Genomic DNA, 18,767 nt, shown 5'->3' on the forward strand with positions numbered 1-18,767 from the left:
CCAGAACCCCCGGCAGGGTGGTGCCATGTGTGCCGCGACCACCCCGACCGCTCCGCCCACACCGCCCCTCGCGAACGACCCCACCGCCCTGCGCCCCCTCCTGGACACCGTCCTCAGCGCCCTCCACGAAGGAACCGCGGCACGCGGCGGCCCCCTCCCGCCCGGCGGCCCCGACCAGGTCACCGCACAGCTGCGCGACGCGCTCGGCGACCCGCTCCCACCCCACGGCACCGACCCCACCGCCGCCCTCCACACCCTCACCCGCGCCCTCGCCGCAGGCGCCGCGGACCCCGCGCACCCCCTCTGCGCCGCCCACCTCCACACCCCACCCCTCGCGCTCGCCGCCGCCGCCGACCTCGCCGCCGCCGTCCTCAACCCCTCCATGGACTCCTGGGACCAGGCCCCCGCCGCCTCAGCCCTCGAAGCCCTGGTCACCGAGGCACTCGCCGCGACCGTCTACCCCCACGCGGCCACCCCCGACGCCCTCGTCACCACCGGCGGCACCGAAGCCAACCAGCTCGCCCTCCTCCTCGCCCGCGAGCGCCACCACCCCGGCCACACCGTCCAGACCGTCGTCGGCGCCAACGCCCACCACTCCTTCCACCGCGCCGCCTGGCTCCTCGGCCTCCCCGAACCCGTCACCGTGCCCACCCCCAACGGCACCCTCGACCCCGTCGCCCTCGACGAAGCCCTCACCGACCTCCACGGCCCCCTCCTCGTCGCCGCCACCGCAGGCACCACCGACACCGGCCGCATCGACCCCCTCCCCGAGATCGCCGACCTCTGCGACGCCCACGGCGCCGACCTCCACATCGACGCCGCCTACGGCGGCCCCCTCCTCTTCAGCGACACCCACCACCCCCTCCTCAGCGGCCTCGACCGCGCCCGCACCGTCACCCTCGACCTGCACAAACTCGGCTGGCAGCCCGTCGCCGCCGGACTCCTCGCCGTCCGCGACACCCACGACCTCGCCGCCCTCGCCCACACCGCCGACTACCTCAACGCCACCGACGACACCGAAGCCGGCCTCCCCGACCTCCTCGGCCGCTCCCTGCGCACCACCCGCCGCCCCGACATCCTCAAGATCGCGGTCACCCTCCGCGCCCTCGGCCGCAGCGGACTCGGCGCCCTCGTCGACCAGGTCCACGCCCTCGCCCAGCACCTCGCCGACCTCGTCGACAAAACCCCCGGCCTCCAGCTCTACGAACGCCCCACCCTCACCACCGTCCTCTTCCGCCCCTCCGACGCCGACGACTCCACCGTCGCCACCATCCGCCGCACCCTCCTCGCCGAAGGCCGCGCCGTCCTCGGCCGCGCCCACGAAGACGGCCGCCTCTGGCTCAAAGCCACCCTGCTCAACCCCCACACCACCCCCGACGACCTCCAGCACCTCCTGAACCTCGTGGAAGGCAGCACCGACCGATGACCGGCAGCACCCCCAAGCCCCCGTCCCCCCACGACCCCGACCAGCCCCACGACCTGGTCGGCATCGGCATCGGCCCCTTCAACCTCTCCCTCGCCGCCCTCGCCCACGGCGTCCCCGGCGGCCTCGCCACCGCCTTCTACGAACAGAACCCCGCCTTCCACTGGCACCCCGGACTCCTCATCGAAGGCGCCACCCTCCAAGTCCCCTTCCTCGCCGACCTGGTCACCCTCGCCGACCCCACCAGCCCCTGGACCTTCCTCAACTACCTCCGCAGCCGCGAACGCCTCTTCCCCTTCTACTTCGCCGAGACCTTCCACATCCAACGCGCCGAGTACGACGCCTACTGCCGCTGGGTCAGCGGCCAACTCCCCGGCCTCCACTTCGGCCACCAGGTCGACTCCGTCCGCTGGAACCCCGAACGCGCCCTCTTCGAAGTCGACTTCACCCAACTCGACGCCGACGGCGAAGCCGAAGCCCTCGGCCGCACCTACACCCGCAACATCGCCCTCGGCGTCGGCACCGAACCGTACGTACCCGAACCCCTCAAACCCCTCGCCGACGCCCCCCACGTCCCCGTCATCCACTCCGCCGACTACCTCACCCACCGCGCCGACCTCATCGACGCCGACCACGTCACCGTCATCGGCTCAGGACAATCAGGCGCCGAGATCTTCCTCGACCTCCTCCGCGCCCGGCCCGCCGGAGCCGAGAAGATCCACTGGCTCACCCGCACCGAAGCCTTCGCCCCCATGGAGTACTCCAAGCTCGGCCTCGAACACTTCACCCCCGACTACACCCGCTACTTCCACGCCCTGTCCGAACCCACCCGCAACGACCTCGTGCCCCGCCAATGGCAACTCCACAAGGGCATCGACACCGACACCCTCACCGCCATCCACGAAGAGCTCTACCGCCGCACCCTCCACGGCGGCTGGCCCGACACCGTCCTCACCCCCGGAGTCCGCGTCCGCACCGCCGGCCGCGTCGCCACCACCAAGGTCGAACTCCACCTCGAACACCTCCAGCAAGGCACCCGCTCCCGCCTCACCACCGACGCCGTCGTCCTCGCCACCGGCTACCGCGAACGCCCCGTCGACCGCATGCTCGCCGGACTCGACCCCTACCTCCGCCACGACTCCGCCGGCCGCGCCCGCATCGACGCCACCTACCGCCTCGTCCTCGACGCCTCCGTCACCGGCTCCGTCTACGTCCAGAACGCCGAGAAGCACACCCACGGCGTCGGCGCCCCCGACCTCGGCCTCGCCGCCTGGCGCAGCGCCACCATCCTCAACACCCTCACCGGCAAGGACCCCTACCCCCAGCCCCGCCGCACCGCCTTCACCACCTTCGGCCTGGAACGGCAAGAGGCGCCACGCATCCCGGCCCAGGGCCAGGCGCTGACGCCTCTCACACAGAGCTGAACCGCCCTAGAAGACGGGGACACCGTCCCGGGTCAGCTTCCAGTCCACCGACGCGAACCGGCCCGGGTCGATCGACCCCTCCGCCTTCACCCACTGGATGATCGTGTTGCGGATCTCGTCCGAGTTGGCCCACAGCTGCTGGGCCTTGGCGACGTGCGGGAAAGCACCACCGCCGCTGGCCCGGTAGTTGTTCACGGCGAGGACGAACTGCGCGGCCGGGTCGATCGGCTTCCCGTCGAAGGACAGGTTCACGATCCGCGAGCCCGCCGGCCTGGCGATGTCGATCTCGTACGTCACGCCGTACACCGCGTCGTAGTTGTAGTCCGGCGTGCCGTCCGCGTTCGTCAGCTTCGCCGTGTCCACGGGCGCACCCGCCGGGGTCTGCACGTAGTACCGCGCCGAGAACTCCAGATAGTCCTTGACCTGGGCGCCCGTGAGAAGACGCGCCTCCAGGGTGTTCTCGAAGACATACAGCCCGGCCGCGTCACGGATGGTGACCCGACCGGCCGGGATCGCCGCCGTACGGGAGAAGCACGATGCCTGCGACAGCACCGGCAGAGCCGCGTACGCGCCGCCCGCCAGCGCCTTCCTCACCGTCTCCGCCTGCACGTGGTTGATCAGATCGATGATCGGCTCGTCCTTCCACGGCGCCTCGGCCGTGGCCATGGTCGCGCTGGAGGTGCCGATGACCTGGTTGACGTAGGCCACGACCTTCTCGTGCTCGTCCGCGAGCAGGCCGACGATCTCCGGGTCCTCCTCCACGGTGTTGGAGTTCAGCACCTGGGCGCCGACCTTCTCGACGACCCAGCGGCCCTTCTCCCACACCAGGTCGAAGTCGAAGAGCGTCAGCCGCTGACCCCACTTGAGCGGCTCGGACAGCACCACGTCCTTGCCGGTCTCCTTGTTCTTCACCCGGTACTCGGGGATCTCGGTGTGCGCGTGGCCGACGAGGATCGCGTCGATCCCGGGGACCTGCTCCGCGACGAGACCGGCCGCGTTCTCGATGTGCGGGAGCTGGTCACCGTACGAGGACGTGCCGCTGGAACCGCTGTGCGCCGACACGACCACCACGTCCGCGCCCATCGAACGCAGCCTCGGCACCCACTTCGCCGCCTGCTCCTCCAGACCCGGGAAGACCATCCTGCCGCTGACGTTCGCCTTGTCCCAGATCGCGATGCCCGGGTTGGTCAGACCCAGGACCGCCACCTTCACGTCCCGGCCGTGCGGCGTGCGCAGCCGGTGCATGCTGTACGGCGGAAACGCCGGCCGCAGCGTCTTCGCGTCCAGCGCGTTGGCGCCCAGCAGCGGGAAGTCGCACTGCTCCTCGAACTTCCGCAGCACCGGTATGCCGTAGTTGAACTCGTGGTTGCCGAGCGCGGCGGCGTCGTACCCGATCGCGTTCATCGCCTGCGCCATCGGGTGCACGGGACCGCGGCGCGCGGTGATCGGGTCGACCTTGGCGTAGTAGTACGACAGCTGGGTGCCCTGGATCGTGTCACCGGCGTCGATGAGGAGCGTGTTGCACCGCCCCTTCTCCTTGCGCACCTGCTCGACGAGAGTGGAGATCTTGGCGAGGCCCACGTCGTTGTGCGCCTTGTCGTCGAACTCCTTGTCCGTGAAGTAGTCCCAGTTGAAGACGTTGCCGTGCAGGTCGGTGGTGCCCATCACGGTGAAGGAGTACCGCTTGGCCGGCTTGGGGCGCGGTCCGTGGGCCTGGGCCGGGGCGGCGGCGACCCCCGTGGTGAGGGCGGCTCCGGCTCCGACGGCGACGGAGCCCTCCAGAAACGTCCGGCGGTTCAGCGGCATGTGTTCTCCTTGGTCCGGTGGTGCACAACGCGCGTAGATTCTGGCCCAGCCGCCCCCGGCGCGACAGAGTTTCCGGGTCACGGAGTGGGAAAGTGTTCGGGATCGCAGCCGTCACCCGTACGAGGGAGCCGAAGTGACGACCCACCACCCGACCCCCGAGGCACCCCAGGTCGCCGTCCGGGGCGAAGCCCGACTCGACGTCGACCCCGAGATCGCCCGCATCGCCGTCACCCTCAGCGCCCGCGGCACCGACCGCGCCGCCACCCTCACCGACCTCACCCGCCGCAACACCCACACCCTCGACCTCATCAAGTCCTACGGCGAAGCCATCGAGAAGCTGGAGACCGGCGCCTTCTCCATCACCCCCGAACCCAGCAGACACGGCCGCGGCGAACGCATCCGCGCCTACCAGGGCACGGTCCACCTCACCGTCGAACTCACCGACTTCACCGCCCTCGGCGAACTCACCACCCGCCTCGCCGACCTCGACCTCACCCGTGTCGACGGCCCCTGGTGGGCCCTGCGCCCCGACTCCCCGGCGCACGCCGAAGCCCGCCGCACCGCCGTTCGCGAAGCCGTCCAACGCGCCCGCGCCTACGCGGAAGCCCTCGGCACGCACCTCACCGCCCTGCTCGAACTCTCCGACACCGAGCTCATGCCACCGGCCCCCCTCGGCGGCGTCGGCATGCGCATGGCCGCGTTCGCCGCCGAATCCCCCGACGCACCCCCACCGCTCGACCTCGAACCCCAACGCCAGACCGTCACGGCAGAGGTCACCGCCCGCTTCACCATGGCCCCACCCCAGCTGTAGCGAAGGCCCCACGGGGGGGCCACCCGGCCCCCCCCGAAACCGCTCATCGGAGCACCCGCCCGCACAGATTCAAGACTTGTCAACAAGCTTTCACGCAAAGGTTGTTGAACGGCCATGCCCGACCCCTCAACTACCCGCCGGTAAGCCCTAGGCTCACACCATGCGCCGAGCGAAAATCGTCTGCACCCTGGGCCCCGCCACCGACTCGTACGAGCAGATCAAGGCACTCGTCGAAGCCGGAATGAACGTCGCCCGCTTCAACCTCAGCCACGGCACCTACGCCGAACACGAGGAGCGCTACCGGCACGTCCGCAAAGCCTCCGAGGAGACCGGGCGCAGCGTCGGCGTACTCGCCGACCTTCAAGGCCCGAAGATTCGCCTCGGCCGCTTCCGCGAAGGCCCCGTACTCCTTGAACGCGGCGACACCTTCACCATCACCGTCGAAGAACACGAAGGCGACCGCACCACCTGCGGCACCACCTACAAGGGCCTCGCCGCCGACGTCACCACCGGCGAACGCATCCTCGTCGACGACGGCCGCGTCACCCTCGAAGTCACCGCCGTCGAAGGACCCCGCGTCCACACCCGCGTCGTCGAAGGCGGCATGGTCTCCGACCACAAGGGCCTCAACCTCCCCGGCGTCTCCGTCTCCGTCCCCGCCCTCTCCGAGAAGGACATCGACGACCTCCGCTGGGCCCTGCGCGCCGGCGCCGACATCATCGCCCTCTCCTTCGTCCGCACCGGCCGCGACATCGAGGACGTCCACCGCGTCATGGACGAGGAAGGCCGCCGCCTCCCCGTCATCGCCAAGATCGAGAAGCCCCAGGCGGTCGAAGCCATCGACGACATCGTCGCCGCCTTCGACGGCATCATGGTCGCCCGCGGCGACCTCGGCGTCGAAATGCCCCTCGAACAGGTCCCGATCGTCCAGAAGCGGGCCGTCAAGCTCGCCAAGCGCAACGCCAAGCCGGTCATCGTCGCCACCCAGATGCTCGACTCCATGATCGAGAACTCCCGCCCCACGCGCGCCGAGGCCAGCGACGTCGCCAACGCGGTCATCGACGGCACGGACGCGGTGATGCTCTCCGGCGAGACGAGCGTCGGCCGCTACCCCGTCGAAACGGTCCGCACGATGAGCCGCATCGTGGAAGCCGCGGAGGAAGACATCCTCGCGAAGGGCCTCCCGCCCCTCACCGAACGCAACAAACCCCGCACCCAGGGCGGAGCGGTAGCCCGTGCGGCCGCCGAGATCGGCGACTTCCTCGGCGCCAAGTTCCTCGTCGCCTTCACCCAGTCCGGCGACACGGTCAAGCGCCTCTCCCGCTACCGCTCACCCATCCCCCTCCTCGCCTTCACCCCCGACCCGGCGACCCGCGCCCAGCTCAACCTCACCTGGGGCGTCGAGACCTTCCTGGGCCCGCACGTCGACTCCACGGACGCGATGGTCGCCCAGGTCGACGAGGAACTCCTCCGCATCGGCCGCTGCAAGAAGGGCGACACGGTCGTCATCACCGCCGGCTCCCCGCCCGGCGTCCCCGGCTCCACGAACCTCGTCCACGTCCACCACATCGGCGACCCGGTGAACAGGACCCCCTGACCTCGGGTCAGGACTTGGGCCCGACGTGGAGATCCATGAGGGCGACGGAGGCTTTGCGGGCGACGGAGATGTTCTGAGCGGTACGGGACTGGTTCGCGCCCTTCCACTCGACGCCGACGCGGTCGAGGGCGGCCGTGAAGAGCCCGATGATGTCGGCGGACGTGTTGGTGAAGAAGTACCGGGGGTACTCGTACCGCTTCATGCGGCCGCCGATGATCTTCTCGGTCCAGTTGGTGATCCGACACCCGTCGGAGTGGATGAGCCCTCGGATGAACGCCCACGGGTGGCCACGCACGATCTCTTGCTGCCACCCCTGTAGCGCGATGTGCCGCTCGTGCTTCCTGCCGGGCCCGTGCTGAGGGAACAGGCATGGAAGGTGCTTTGAGTAGACCTTGATGTCATGGCACCCCGGCTTGCGCGCTCGGGAGATCGCGTTGCCGGGAAAGACCAGACGCATAGAGGCCTCGGCCTCGTCCTGCACGCCTGGCCAGGAATCATCGAGAGTGATTCTCAGGCTCGGCGCCCGGTGTTGCCGAGGCTGACTCACGTGGCCGTCGCCAAGGTAGAGCCCCAAGAGGTACGCGTACGCGGCCTCGTCCAGCTCCCCGTCGCCGCAACGAGGACACCCATGCTTGGGGCGGCTCGGACACTCACCGCGTTTCGCGCGGTCCTCGTATTTCCAGTGGCTGATCGTGCCTGCGGGGACGTTGAGCTTGCGGGCCACGTCCGCGTTCTTGGCGCCGCCGCGCAGTAGGGCGAGCGCGCGCTGTCGTACTTCTGTTCCGTGGAAGTGCATGCGATCACTCTGCGCAACGTGAACTTGCTGCGGGTAGCAAAAAGCGGACATTCACACGAAGGTGAACGTCCGCTTTTTCTTGAAGCGTGCCCGGTGTGGGATTCGAACCCACATGCCCTAAGGCACGGTGGTTTGAGCACCGCGAGTCTAACCAGTTCCTCCAACCGGGCGGGCTCGGGAAGTCTACCGGTTCACTCGGGTCCATCGCAGCTAGGTAGGCTTCTGGCAGCAGCGCCACGCCCCGCAACGAGGAGCCCCCGTGACCGCCCCCGAGTCGCCCCAGCCCGCCGCCGACGACGCCGACGCGTCGCACGTTCCGCCGCTGACGACCCGTGTCGTCATCGCCGAGGACGAGGCCCTCATCCGCATGGACCTCAAGGAGATGCTCGAAGAAGAGGGCTACTCGGTCGTCGGCGAGGCCGGCGACGGGGCCACGGCCGTCGAGCTCGCGCGGGAGCACCGGCCGGACCTCGTGATCCTGGACGTGAAGATGCCCGTCCTGGACGGCATCTCCGCCGCCGAGAAGATCGCGGGCGAGTCCATCGCGCCGGTCCTCATGCTCACCGCGTTCTCGCAGCGCGACCTCGTCGAGCGGGCTCGGGACGCCGGGGCCATGGCGTATCTGGTGAAGCCGTTCAGCAAGAGCGACGTGGTGCCGGCGATCGAGATGGCGGTGTCGCGGTTCGCGGAGCTGCGGGCGCTGGAGAAGGAGGTCGCGGACCTCTCGCAGCGGCTGGAGACGCGGAAGCTGGTCGACCGGGCGAAGTCGATCCTGCAGACCCAGTACGGGCTGACGGAGCCGGCGGCGTTCCGGTGGATCCAGAAGACGTCGATGGACCGTCGTATGTCGATGCAGCAGGTCGCGGAGGCGGTCATCGAGGACGCCGAGGAGAAGAAGGCGGCCAAGGGCCAGTAGGTAGCGGTCGTTCCGTACCGGTGTACCGGGTACGTGCGAAGGGCCCGCCTCCCCCGAGGGAGGCGGGCCCTTCCGTGTGGCGCGGCGGGGTCAGTCCTCGCCGAGGTAGGCCTTGCGGACGTCCTCGTTGACGAGGAGTTCGCGGCCGGGGCCGGACAGGACGATCTTGCCGATCTCCATGACGTGGCCCTGGTCGGCCAGGGAGAGCGCCGCCTGGGCGTTCTGCTCGACCAGCAGGATGGTCGTGCCCTGGGCCTTCAGCTCGGAGATGGTCGCCATGATCTTCTGCATCATGAGCGGGGACAGGCCCATGGAGGGCTCGTCCAGCATCAGGAGCTTGGGCTGCGACATGAGCGCGCGGCCCATGGCGAGCATCTGCTGTTCACCGCCCGAGAGGGTGCCGGCGGCCTGCTTGCGACGTTCGCCCAGGATGGGGAAGAGGTCGTAGGCGCGCTGGACGTCCTTGGCGATGCCTTCGCGGTCCTTGCGGAGGAAGGCGCCGAGGAGCAGGTTGTCCTCGATCGTCATGCGCGGGAAGATGTGCCGCCCCTCGGGGGAGTGGGCGAGCCCGAGGCTGACGATGCTGTGGGCGGGGACCTTCTTGAGCGACTTGCCCTGGAACTTGATCTGGCCGCCCTTGGGCTTGATGAGGCCGGAGAGGGTCCGCAGGGTGGTGGTCTTGCCGGCGCCGTTGGTGCCGATGAGGGTGACGACCTGGCCGGCCTCGACGGAGAAGGAGATGCCCTTGACGGCCTCGATCTTGCCGTAGGCGACGCGGAGGTCCTCGACCTCCAGGAGTGCGGTCACTTGGCTTCTCCGTCCTTGCTGGTGGTGCTGTCGGCCGGGGTGTCCTCGGCCGGGTCGGCGTCCGCGTCGGCCGGAGCCTCGTCCGCCGGGTCGGCGTCGGCGTCCGCGTCGGCCGGAGCCTCGTCCGCCGAGTCGGCGTCCGCGTCGGCCGGAGCCTCGTCGGCCTCGGTCTCCGCCGCCTCGGTCTCCTGCGCGTGCGCCTCCTCCGCGTGGGCCTCGGCAGCCTCGACCTCGGCGGCCTCCTCGGCGCCGGGGGCGCCTTCGAAGGGTTCGCCGAGGTAGGCGGCGACGACGCGCTCGTCGCTCTGGACCTCGTCGGCCGTGCCCTCGATGAGCTTCTCGCCCTGGACGAGGCAGGCGACCCGGTCGCAGAGGTTGAAGATGAAGCGCATGTCGTGCTCGATGACGAGGACGGCGATGCCCTGGTCCCGGATGGCGAAGATGAGCTCTTCGGTGGCCCGGGTCTCCTGTGGGTTCATGCCGGCGGTGGGCTCGTCGAGCAGGATCAGGCCGGGGTCGCTGGCCAGGGCCCGGGCGATCTCCAGCTTGCGCTGCTCACCGTAGGGGAGGTTGCGGGCGAGGTGCTCCGCCTTGTGGGCCAGGCCGATGAACTCCAGGAGTTCCATGGCCCGGTCGCGGCTGGCGGCTTCCTCCTTGTGGAAGCCGGGCAGGCGCAGCATGGCGGACCAGAGGCCCTCCCTGGTGCGGGTGTGGCGTCCGACGAGGACGTTCTCCAGGACCGTCATGTTGTTGAAGAGACGGATGTTCTGGAAGGTCCGGGCGATGCCGGCCGCCGTCACCTTGAAGGACTTGGGCGGCAGGACGGTGCCCTTGTACCGGACTTCGCCCTCGGTGGGGATGTAGAGGCCGGTGAGGCAGTTGAAGAACGTGGTCTTGCCGGCGCCGTTCGGGCCGATGAGGCCGACGATCTCGCCGCTACGGACGGTGAGGTCGACGTTCTTGACTGCGGTGAGGCCGCCGAACCGCATGGTGACGCCACGTGCGTCCAGGACGGTCTCCGCCGCGGGGGCGGTGGTGGTGGTCGTCATGGGTCAGGCCCCTGCCTTGCTGAGGGACGTCGGCGCTTCGAGGTCCTTGTGGAGCTCGAGCTGGTTGCGCCGGTTGGGGATGAGGCCCTCGGGGCGCAGGCGCATGAGGATGACGAGCGCGATGCCGAAGGCGAGGAGCTGGTATTCGCCGAGGGACTGGAGCTTGTTGGGGAGCAGGAAGAGCAGTGCTCCACCGACGAGCGGTCCGGAGATGGTGCCCATGCCGCCGAGGACGACGGCGGCGAGGAGGAAGGCGGAGTTCGGCGGGACGGCGTTGGCGAACACGTACTGGTCGGGGGTGACCGTGTAGTTGACGTGTGCCTGCACGGCTCCGGCGAATCCGGCGAGGGTGGCGCCGAGGGCGAAGGCGATGAGCTTGACGCGGAAGCCGTTGATGCCCATGGCTTCGGCGGCGGTCTCGTCCTCGCGGATGGCGACCCAGGCGCGGCCGATGCGGGATTCGGCGCTCCGGCGGAAGACCAGGACCACCAGGAGGGTGATCACGAGCATCAGCAGGAAGTAGTTGGCGAAGCGGCCGATGGTGAAGCCGGCGAGGGTGTGCGAGGCGCCGAAGTCGAATCCGAAGAGGTTGACGTTCGGGATGCCCGCGATGCCGTTGGGGCCGTTGGTGATGTCCGGGCCGGAGACGCCGTCGAGGTTGTTCATCGAGATCCGGAAGATCTCTCCGAAGCCGAGGGTGACGATGGCCAGGTAGTCGCCGCGGAGGCGGAGGGTCGGGGCGCCGATGAGGACGCCGAAGACCATGGAGGCGGCGGCGCCGATGAGGATGGCGGCCCAGAACGGCATGTGGACGCCGAACGGCGAGTTCGGGGAGCCGGACACGAGGGCGGCGGTGTAGGCGCCGACGCCGAGGAAGGCGACGTATCCGAGGTCGAGGAGGCCGGTGAGGCCGACGACGATGTTCAGACCGAGGGCGACGGTGGCGAAGATGAGGATGTTGACGCCGAGGGTCGCGTACTGGTCGTCGCTCTGGGTGAGGGGGAAGGCGGCCGCCGCGACGAAGGCGCCGACGAGGGCGACGTTGCGGTGCTTGGTGGTGAGCGCGGTGAAGCGCGCGACCAGGCCGGCCTTGCTGACGGCGCCGAAGCCGAAGCCCGCGGTGAGCAGGAAGCCGATGAAGAGTTCCTGGTACGGCGTGGTGATGCCGTAGGTGAAGACACCGAGCGCGACGGCGAGGACGGCGGTGATGATCAGGATCTCGACGTAGCCGGGGAGCGCGCGGGCCGGGCCGGGGGCGTCGGCGGTGAAGGCCGCCTTGACGGTGGTCCAGCGGTTGCCGGCGTTGTGCTTGAAGGTGTCCCAGGCGCCGTCGTCGGGGTCGGCGGCCTCGAGCGCGGGGCGCTTGAAGGGGAGGGCGAGGGCGCCGAGGAGGGTGAGGAGGGTGGTGAGGGCGACGATGGCGCCGCCGGGCTCCAGGTCGACGAGGGCACCGAGAGTCGCGATGATCGCGATCAGGGTGTACCAGGCGGTGGCGAACGCGGCGAGCGCGGAGAGCTTGAGGGCCGCGTCGGCACCGGCCGGGGCGATCCAGCCGAGGCCCTTGACGCCGTAGGAGGACAGGCCGAACAGGGTGGTGAGGGCGCCGCCGACGAGGACGAGCCACTGGAGTCCGCCGGGGTAGCCGTAGACGGTGAGGTCACCGGGGAAGGCGGAGGTCCAGGTCCAGGAGAGGAAGCAGGAGGCCACGGTGAGGAGGCCGCCGGCGGTGGCCAGGGCGCGGCCGGTCTTCTCCGAGAGGCCGATGAAGCCCTTGTCCTGGCTTTCCTCGGTCTTCGCGGTTTCTGCGGTGATGGTGGTCATGGTTCTCACGCCCTGTCCGCCACGCGCTCACCCAGCAGGCCCTGCGGCCGGAAGAGGAGCACGAGGATGAGGAGGACGAACGCCCAGGTGTTGCCCCAGGACTGTCCGCCGAGCTGCTGCATGCCGGGGATCGCGTCGATGTAGACGGTGGTGAGGGTCTCGGCGAGGCCGAGGACCAGTCCGCCGATCATGGCGCCGTAGATGTTTCCGATGCCGCCGAGGACGGCCGCGGTGAAGGCCTTGAGGCCGAGGATGAAGCCCATGCGGTAGTTGACTTCGCCGTACTTGAGGCCGTACGCGACGGCTCCGACGGCCGCGAAGGCGGCGCCGAGGGCGAACGCGACCGTGATGATGCGGTCGGTGTTGATGCCCATGAGCTTGGCGGTGTCGGGGTCCTGGGCGGTGGCCTGCATGCCGCGTCCGGTGCGGGTCTTCTTGACGAAGAAGCCGAGGAACGCCATGGAGACGGGGGCCGCGATCAGCAGGAAGAGGTCACCGGTCTGGATGGTGACGCTGCCGATGTGGAAGGGGCCGCCGGGGATGTGCGGGAAGACGAGGGAGGACCGCGCGTCCGGGTACCAGGCCCAGACGGCCTGCTGGAGCACGATGGAGAGCCCGATGGCGGTGATGAGGGGCGCGAGGCGGGGGGCTCCGCGCAGCGGCCGGTAGGCGAAGCGTTCGGCTCCGACGGCTATGAGGGTGGCGACGATGATCGCGCCTATGAGCATGAGGGGCAGCGCGACCAGCATGGTCGTCCCCGTGGGGAGCATGAGCCAGACCGTGAGGGCTCCGAACCCACCGGTCATGAAGATCTCGCCGTGGGCGAAGTTGATGAGCTGGACGATGCCATAGACCATCGTGTAGCCGATGGCGACGAGCCCGTACATGGATCCCAGTAGCAGGCCGTTGACCAGCTGTTGCGGCAGTTCGTGCACCGCAGTCCTCCGAGTCTTTCGACGGATGTGACACCGCGCGGGGCGCCTTGTGGTGCGCGCCCCGCGCGGCAGGTGGGTGGTGTCGGCCCGCCCGTTCAGCGGGCCGTTGGGAGGGGGATCAGCCGCCGTAGGTGCCGGACTCGACGGACTTCCACTCGGTGCCCTCGACCTTGTAGACCGTGAGCTGCTTGTTGGTGGCGTCACCGAACTCGTCGAAGGAGACCTTGCCGGTCACACCGTCGAAGGCGACGTTCTGGACGGCTTCCAGGACCTTGGCGCGGGCGCCCTCGGGGAGCTTGCCACCGTTGCCCTCGACGACCTTCTTGACGGCCTCGATGACCGCCCAGGCGGAGTCGTAGGAGTAGCCGCCGTAGGCCGCGTACGGGTCCTTGTAGCCGGCCTTGGTGTAGTTGGCCACGAACTCCTTGGCGGAGGGCAGCGTCTCGACGGGGGCACCGACCGAGGTCGCGAGGTCGCCCGCGGACTTGGCACCGGCGAGCTCGACGTACTTCTTGTCGTAGATGCCGTCACCGCCGACGAGCGGGATGTTGGCGCCGGTGTCCTTGATCTGCTTGCTGAGCGGGCCGGCCGCCGGGTACTCGCCGCCGTAGTAGACGACGTCGGCGCCGGAGTTCTTGACCTGGGTCACGATCGCGGAGAAGTCCTTGGACTCCGGGTCGATGTGGCCCTCGCCCGCGACCTGGCCGCCGAGCTTGGTGAACTCGCCCTTGAAGGTGCCGGCCAGGCCCGCGCCGTAGGTCTTCTTGTCATCGATGATGAAGACCTTCTTCTTGCCCGCCTTGTTGAAGAGGTACTGCGCCGCGAACGGGCCCTGGATGGCGTCCGTGGTGGCGGTGCGGAAGTAGCTCTTGTACGAGCGGACCTTCTGGCCCTCGGCCCACTTGGGGCCCTGGGTCAGGGAGGGGCTGGTGTTGGCCGGGGAGATCTGGGCCAGCTTGGCGTCGTCGAAGACCTTCTGCATGGCCTCGGAGACGGAGGAGTTCAGCGGGCCGACGACACCGAGGACGTCCTTGTTGGCGACGAGCTTGGTGGCGTTCTGCTGGCCGGAGGAGGCCTGCGCCTGGTCGTCGAGGGCCTCGACCTTGAAGGTGACGCCGGGGACGTACTTCTTCTCGTTCGCCGTCTTGGCGGCCAGGTCGGCGGAGTTCTTGATGCCGAGGCCGAGGGCGGAGAGGTCACCCGTCAGCGGGGCGTCGACACCGATGACAACCGTCACGTCGCCGGTGGCGCCGCCGCCCTTGTTGCCCTCGTCGCGCGATCCACAGGCGGTGAGCGTGAGGGCTCCGGCGGCGAGCGCGGCGGTCACGGCAATGAGCTTACGTTGACGCACGATGAGTCCTTTCCAGGCACGGCGTCCCACCTTGGATGCGCCGAGTCGAACGCGTGAAACCGAACCGAAAAGGAATCGGGTCGCGGTGACTGGCGGTGACTCTAGGCGGCGGACCGGCGGATATGGAGGGTTCGGGCCGATGATGTGACGCTCTTGTTATGCCGCGGCGTAATACATAGCGAACTCTGGGGGCGGAACGGGCGAATTGCGGGCGGTTCGTCTTGTCTGCATGCTGAGACGCTGCAGGAGCATGGGCGGGTTTCAGTGCTGACGGCCCAGGACTGTAGGGGCTTTTGGTCATGACGGGGTGGACCGGCCTTGATCTCGATCCATGGGACACGCCCTGTTCAGGGCGGTGGAAAGATCGGCCGCGTACCGGTCGCCGAGAATGTAGCTGTGTGCCTCTTTCTGCCCTGCATTACTGAGGGTTACCTCCAGAAAGGGGAGTCCGGAATTCCGTGCCACATGCACGCAATCGACTACGTCGATCTCGGCGACCACCTCGCGGACCTGTCCGGCGGGTGCGGAGACGGGGAGCGCGGGCCGGACCCGCAGGCTCAGGGCGCTGGACGGCTGGCCGATGGACTCCACGGTCACGGGCGGCCCGGACGAGGTGAGCATGAGGACGGTGAAGGCGAAGGCGGCGCCGGGGTCGGAGGCCGCGACCGGCTCGCCGTAGCGCAGTGCGATCCGCTGGGAGGGCGGGGCGGGGGGCAGTGCCTCCGGGGGCGGGGCGGGAGCGGGCCGCGTCGTCACGTACACCGTGATCGCGCAGGCCGCCGAGGCGCCGAGGGCGCAGGCCAGGAGGAGGCGGGCGCGTGGGGTGAGAGGGCCGGGCCCGAAGCGGGTGCGGCGGGGTCCGGGGGCGGGCGGCGGGCGCTCCGAGGTGCCGTCGCCCGCTTCGATCGGCCCGACGCCGCCCGCGCCGCTCACGCCTGCGACCCGGCGCTCGGGGAGGCGGTCGAGACGGTGGTCGAGACGGTGGTCGAGGCGGTGGTCGAGGAGGCGGTTCGGGAGGAGGCCGGGACGGCCGCCGTGTCTGGCGCGGGCGCTGCCGCGGAGTGGTGAGCCGGTGCCGGTCCCTTACCCATGCGGGAACGCTAGACCGGGACCGGCCTGATGACAACAGCCCCCCGTTTCGGGGGTGTTACTGCTCGACGTCCCGCAGGAGGCAGGTGAGCCGGGCGGTGCAGACGCGCTTGTCCTGCTCGTCGGTGATGACGATCTCGTACGTGGCGGTGGAGCGGCCCCGGTGGACGGGTGTGGCGGTGCCGGTGACCAGGCCGGACCGGACGCCCCGGTGGTGGGTGCAGTTCAGGTCGACACCGACCGCGATCTTGGTGTGGCCGCCGTGCAGCATGGCGCCGACGGAGCCGAGGGTCTCGGCGAGGACCGCGGAGGCGCCGCCGTGCAGGAGGCCGTAGGGCTGGGTGTTGCCCTCGACCGGCATCGTGCCGACGACGCGGTCGGGGGCGGCCTCCAGGATGCGGATGTCCATCCGCTCGCCGAGGTGGCCGGCCGAGAAGAGGGCGGGCAGGTCGATGCCCAGGGCCGTGTACTCGTCCAGGATCTCCTGCGGGAACTTCACCGCGTGCTGCTCGCCCATGGGCTCTCTCCGTTTCTCCGTGAACGCTCGTTTACGCGCACTTCCTATCAGCCTATTGAGCGAGCGCTTACTCGGGGGTCGGTTCGCACCGGATGATCACGGACTTGCTGGCCGGGGTGTTGCTGATGTCCGCCGTGGAGTCCAGCGGCACCAGGACGTTCGTCTCCGGGTAGTACGCGGCCGCGCAGCCCCGGGCCGTCGGGTAGTGCACCACCCGGAAGCCGGGCGCGCGCCGCTCAACGCCGTCCCGCCACTCGCTCACGAGATCGGTGTACGCCCCGTCCGCGAGGCCGAGGGCCGCCGCGTCCTCCGGGTGGACGAGGACGACCCGGCGGCCGCCCTTGATGCCGCGGTAGCGGTCGTCGAGGCCGTAGATCGTGGTGTTGTACTGGTCGTGCGAGCGCAGGGTCTGCAGGAGCAGCCGGCCCTCCGGCACCGTCGGGTACTCCACGGGCGCGGCGGTGAAGTTGGCCTTGCCGGTCGCGGTCGGGAAGCGTCGCTCGTCGCGCGGTGCGTGCGGGAGGGCGAACCCGCCGGGGGAGGCGGCGAGGCGGGCGTTGAAGTCGTCGAAGCCGGGCACCACGCGCGCGATGCGGTCGCGGATCGTGGCGTAGTCCTTCTCGAACTCCTCCCAGGGCGTGGCCGATCCGGCGCCGAGGACCGCCCGGGCCATGCGGGCCACGATCGCCGGTTCGGAGAGCAGGTGCGGGCTCGCGGGCGGCAGGTTGCCGCGCGAGGCGTGCACCTGGCCCATGGAGTCCTCGACGGTCACGAACTGCTTGCCGCTGCTCTGGACGTCCTTGTCGGTGCGGCCGAGCGTGGGGAGGATCAACGCGCGCGTGCCGGTCACGGCGTGCGAGCGGTTCAGCTTCGTCGAGACATGGACGGTGAGCCGGGCGCGACGCATCGCCGCCTCCGTGACAGCCGTGTCGGGCGTGGCTCCGACGAAGTTGCCGCCCATGGCGAAGAAGACCTTCGCCTCGCCGTCGCGGAGCGCCTGGATCGAACGGACCACGTCGAAGCCGTGGTGGCGCGGCGAGACGATCCCGAACTCCTTGTCCAGGGCGTCCAGGAAGGCGGGCGCGGGCCGCTCGAAGATGCCCATGGTGCGGTCGCCCTGCACGTTCGAATGGCCGCGCACGGGGCAGACGCCCGCGCCGGGGCGGCCGATGTTGCCGCGCAGCAGGAGGAAGTTGACGACCTCGCGGATCGTGGGCACGGAGTGCTTGTGCTGGGTGAGCCCCATGGCCCAGCAGACGATGGTCCGCTTCGAGGCGAGGACCATCTCCAGGGCCCGCTCGATCTCGCCTCGGGTCAGGCCCGTCGCGGCCAGCGTCTCGTCCCAGTCGGCGGCGCGCGCGGCGGCAGTGAACTCCTCGTACCCGTGGGTGTGTTCCCGTACGAACTCCTCGTCGACCGCGCCCGGCGTCTCCAGGACCAGCTTGTTGAGGAGGCGGAAGAGGGCCTGGTCGCCGCCGATGCGGATCTGGAGGAAGAGGTCGGTGAGCGAGGCGCCCTTGAGGAGGCCCTGCGGGGTCTGCGGGTTCTTGAACTTCTCCAGGCCCGCCTCGGGCAGCGGATTGACCGAGATGATCTTCGCGCCGGCCTCCTTCGCCTTCTCCAGGGCCGAGAGCATCCGGGGGTGGTTCGTGCCGGGGTTCTGTCCCGCGACGACGATCAGATCGGCCTGGTGCAGGTCCTCCAGGGAGACGCTGCCCTTGCCGATCCCGATCGTCTCGTTGAGCGCGGAACCGGAGGACTCGTGGCACATGTTGGAGCAGTCCGGCAGGTTGTTCGTGCCGAACTCGCGCGCGAAGAGCTGGAGCAGGAACGCGGCCTCGTTGCTGGTGCGTCCCGAGGTGTAGAAGAGGGCCTCGTCCGGGGAGGAGAGGGCGGTCAGCTCCTCGGCGATGATCGCGAAGGCCCGCTCCCAGGTCACCGCCTCGTACCGCTCGGCCCCGTCCGGCCCGGCCCCCTTCTCCAGAAGCATGGGCTGCGTGATGCGGCCCTGCTGGCCCAGCCAGTACCCGCTGCGCTCCGCCAGGTCCGCGAGCGGGTGGGCGGCGAAGAATTCCGGGGTCACGCGGCGCAGCGTCGCCTCCTCGGCGACCGCCTTCGCCCCGTTCTCGCAGAACTCCGCCACATGCCGCTTGTCGCCCTCGGGCCAGGCGCAGCCGGGGCAGTCGAAGCCGTCCTTCTGGTTGACCTTGAGCAGGGTGCGCGCGGTGCGCCGCACGCCCATCTGCGCCTGGGAGATCCGGAGCGTGTGCGCGACGGCGGCGAGGCCGGCGGCGGCGTGCTGCGGCGGCGCGACCTGCGGCGCGTCCTGGACCGGGTCGCCTGCGGGGGGCTTGCTGACCATCGCGCTCTCCCTTGAGCGGTCATCTCTTCCGTACGCCCCCGATCCTGTCACGGGCCACCGACA

15 protein-coding genes and 1 tRNA gene are annotated in these 18,767 nt (G+C 69.8%); 5 read left to right on the top strand and 11 right to left on the bottom strand.

Annotated elements, in window-relative coordinates; genetic code table 11:
* The first annotated feature begins 25 nt into the window (after positions 1-25).
* Together ACF09C_RS14510 and ACF09C_RS14515 are read left to right on the top strand one after the other, a co-directional pair.
* Positions 26-1,426 (top strand): pyridoxal phosphate-dependent decarboxylase family protein, encoded by a 1,401-nt coding sequence (locus tag ACF09C_RS14510; RefSeq protein WP_392091806.1) that lies wholly within the window; start codon positions 26-28, stop codon positions 1,424-1,426.
* The gene (locus ACF09C_RS14515) at positions 1,423-2,847 is read left to right on the top strand and encodes a lysine N(6)-hydroxylase/L-ornithine N(5)-oxygenase family protein (RefSeq protein WP_392091807.1); all 1,425 of its coding nucleotides are present in this window, start codon (positions 1,423-1,425) and stop codon (positions 2,845-2,847) included. The genes ACF09C_RS14510 and ACF09C_RS14515 overlap by 4 nt, the downstream gene beginning before the upstream one ends.
* Before the next feature lie 6 nt (positions 2,848-2,853).
* Here the strand turns inward: ACF09C_RS14515 and ACF09C_RS14520 are convergent, their stop codons facing one another.
* The gene (locus ACF09C_RS14520) at positions 2,854-4,653 is read right to left on the bottom strand and encodes a 5'-nucleotidase C-terminal domain-containing protein (protein WP_392091808.1); all 1,800 of its coding nucleotides are present in this window, start codon (positions 4,651-4,653) and stop codon (positions 2,854-2,856) included.
* Positions 4,654-4,786: 133 nt separating this feature from the next.
* Between ACF09C_RS14520 and ACF09C_RS14525 the strand changes: the two genes are divergently transcribed.
* Together ACF09C_RS14525 and pyk are read left to right on the top strand one after the other, a co-directional pair.
* Positions 4,787-5,464 carry an SIMPL domain-containing protein gene (locus ACF09C_RS14525; protein WP_392091809.1) on the top strand — a complete coding sequence of 226 codons (678 nt, stop codon included), beginning with the start codon at positions 4,787-4,789 and terminating at the stop codon, positions 5,462-5,464.
* 160 nt (positions 5,465-5,624) lie between these two features.
* Positions 5,625-7,061, top strand: a complete 1,437-nt coding sequence (pyk, locus tag ACF09C_RS14530; protein ID WP_392091810.1) for a pyruvate kinase — start codon at positions 5,625-5,627, stop codon at positions 7,059-7,061.
* Positions 7,062-7,068: 7 nt separating this feature from the next.
* Here the strand turns inward: pyk and ACF09C_RS14535 are convergent, their stop codons facing one another.
* A complete protein-coding gene (locus tag ACF09C_RS14535) occupies positions 7,069-7,857 on the bottom strand; it encodes a helix-turn-helix domain-containing protein (RefSeq protein WP_392091811.1) in 789 nt (262 codons plus the stop codon).
* 87 nt (positions 7,858-7,944) lie between these two features.
* Positions 7,945-8,027, bottom strand: a tRNA-Leu gene (locus ACF09C_RS14540).
* Positions 8,028-8,116: 89 nt separating this feature from the next.
* On the opposite strand from ACF09C_RS14540, the gene ACF09C_RS14545 reads away from it, so the two are divergent.
* A complete protein-coding gene (locus tag ACF09C_RS14545; protein ID WP_392091812.1) occupies positions 8,117-8,773 on the top strand; it encodes an ANTAR domain-containing response regulator in 657 nt (218 codons plus the stop codon).
* Positions 8,774-8,863: 90 nt separating this feature from the next.
* On the opposite strand, the gene ACF09C_RS14550 is transcribed toward ACF09C_RS14545, so the two are convergent.
* From ACF09C_RS14550 to ACF09C_RS14585, 8 genes are all read right to left on the bottom strand, one after another.
* The gene (locus ACF09C_RS14550; protein WP_362423035.1) at positions 8,864-9,580 is read right to left on the bottom strand and encodes an ABC transporter ATP-binding protein; all 717 of its coding nucleotides are present in this window, start codon (positions 9,578-9,580) and stop codon (positions 8,864-8,866) included.
* On the bottom strand, positions 9,577-10,629 hold the full coding sequence (locus ACF09C_RS14555) for an ABC transporter ATP-binding protein (protein ID WP_392091813.1): 1,053 nt from the start codon (positions 10,627-10,629) through the stop codon (positions 9,577-9,579). Before ACF09C_RS14555 ends, ACF09C_RS14550 begins: the two co-directional genes overlap by 4 nt.
* Before the next feature lie 3 nt (positions 10,630-10,632).
* Positions 10,633-12,450, bottom strand: coding sequence for a branched-chain amino acid ABC transporter permease (locus tag ACF09C_RS14560; protein WP_392091814.1), 1,818 nt, complete (start codon positions 12,448-12,450; stop codon positions 10,633-10,635).
* Between the two features lie 5 nt (positions 12,451-12,455).
* Positions 12,456-13,385, bottom strand: coding sequence for a branched-chain amino acid ABC transporter permease (locus ACF09C_RS14565; RefSeq protein ID WP_392091815.1), 930 nt, complete (start codon positions 13,383-13,385; stop codon positions 12,456-12,458).
* 118 nt (positions 13,386-13,503) lie between these two features.
* Positions 13,504-14,736 (bottom strand): branched-chain amino acid ABC transporter substrate-binding protein, encoded by a 1,233-nt coding sequence (locus tag ACF09C_RS14570; RefSeq protein ID WP_392091816.1) that lies wholly within the window; start codon positions 14,734-14,736, stop codon positions 13,504-13,506.
* Between the two features lie 297 nt (positions 14,737-15,033).
* On the bottom strand, positions 15,034-15,669 hold the full coding sequence (locus tag ACF09C_RS14575; RefSeq protein WP_392091817.1) for a Tat pathway signal sequence domain protein: 636 nt from the start codon (positions 15,667-15,669) through the stop codon (positions 15,034-15,036).
* A 214-nt stretch (positions 15,670-15,883) separates the two neighbouring features.
* On the bottom strand, positions 15,884-16,342 hold the full coding sequence (locus ACF09C_RS14580) for a PaaI family thioesterase (protein WP_392091818.1): 459 nt from the start codon (positions 16,340-16,342) through the stop codon (positions 15,884-15,886).
* A 67-nt stretch (positions 16,343-16,409) separates the two neighbouring features.
* Entirely contained in the window at positions 16,410-18,704 is a 2,295-nt protein-coding gene (locus tag ACF09C_RS14585) for an FdhF/YdeP family oxidoreductase (protein ID WP_392091819.1), read from the bottom strand.
* Positions 18,705-18,767: the final 63 nt, after the last annotated feature.

Origin of the sequence: Streptomyces sp. NPDC014870 (genome assembly GCF_043081505.1) — a bacterium.
Taxonomy (GTDB): domain Bacteria; phylum Actinomycetota; class Actinomycetes; order Streptomycetales; family Streptomycetaceae; genus Streptomyces.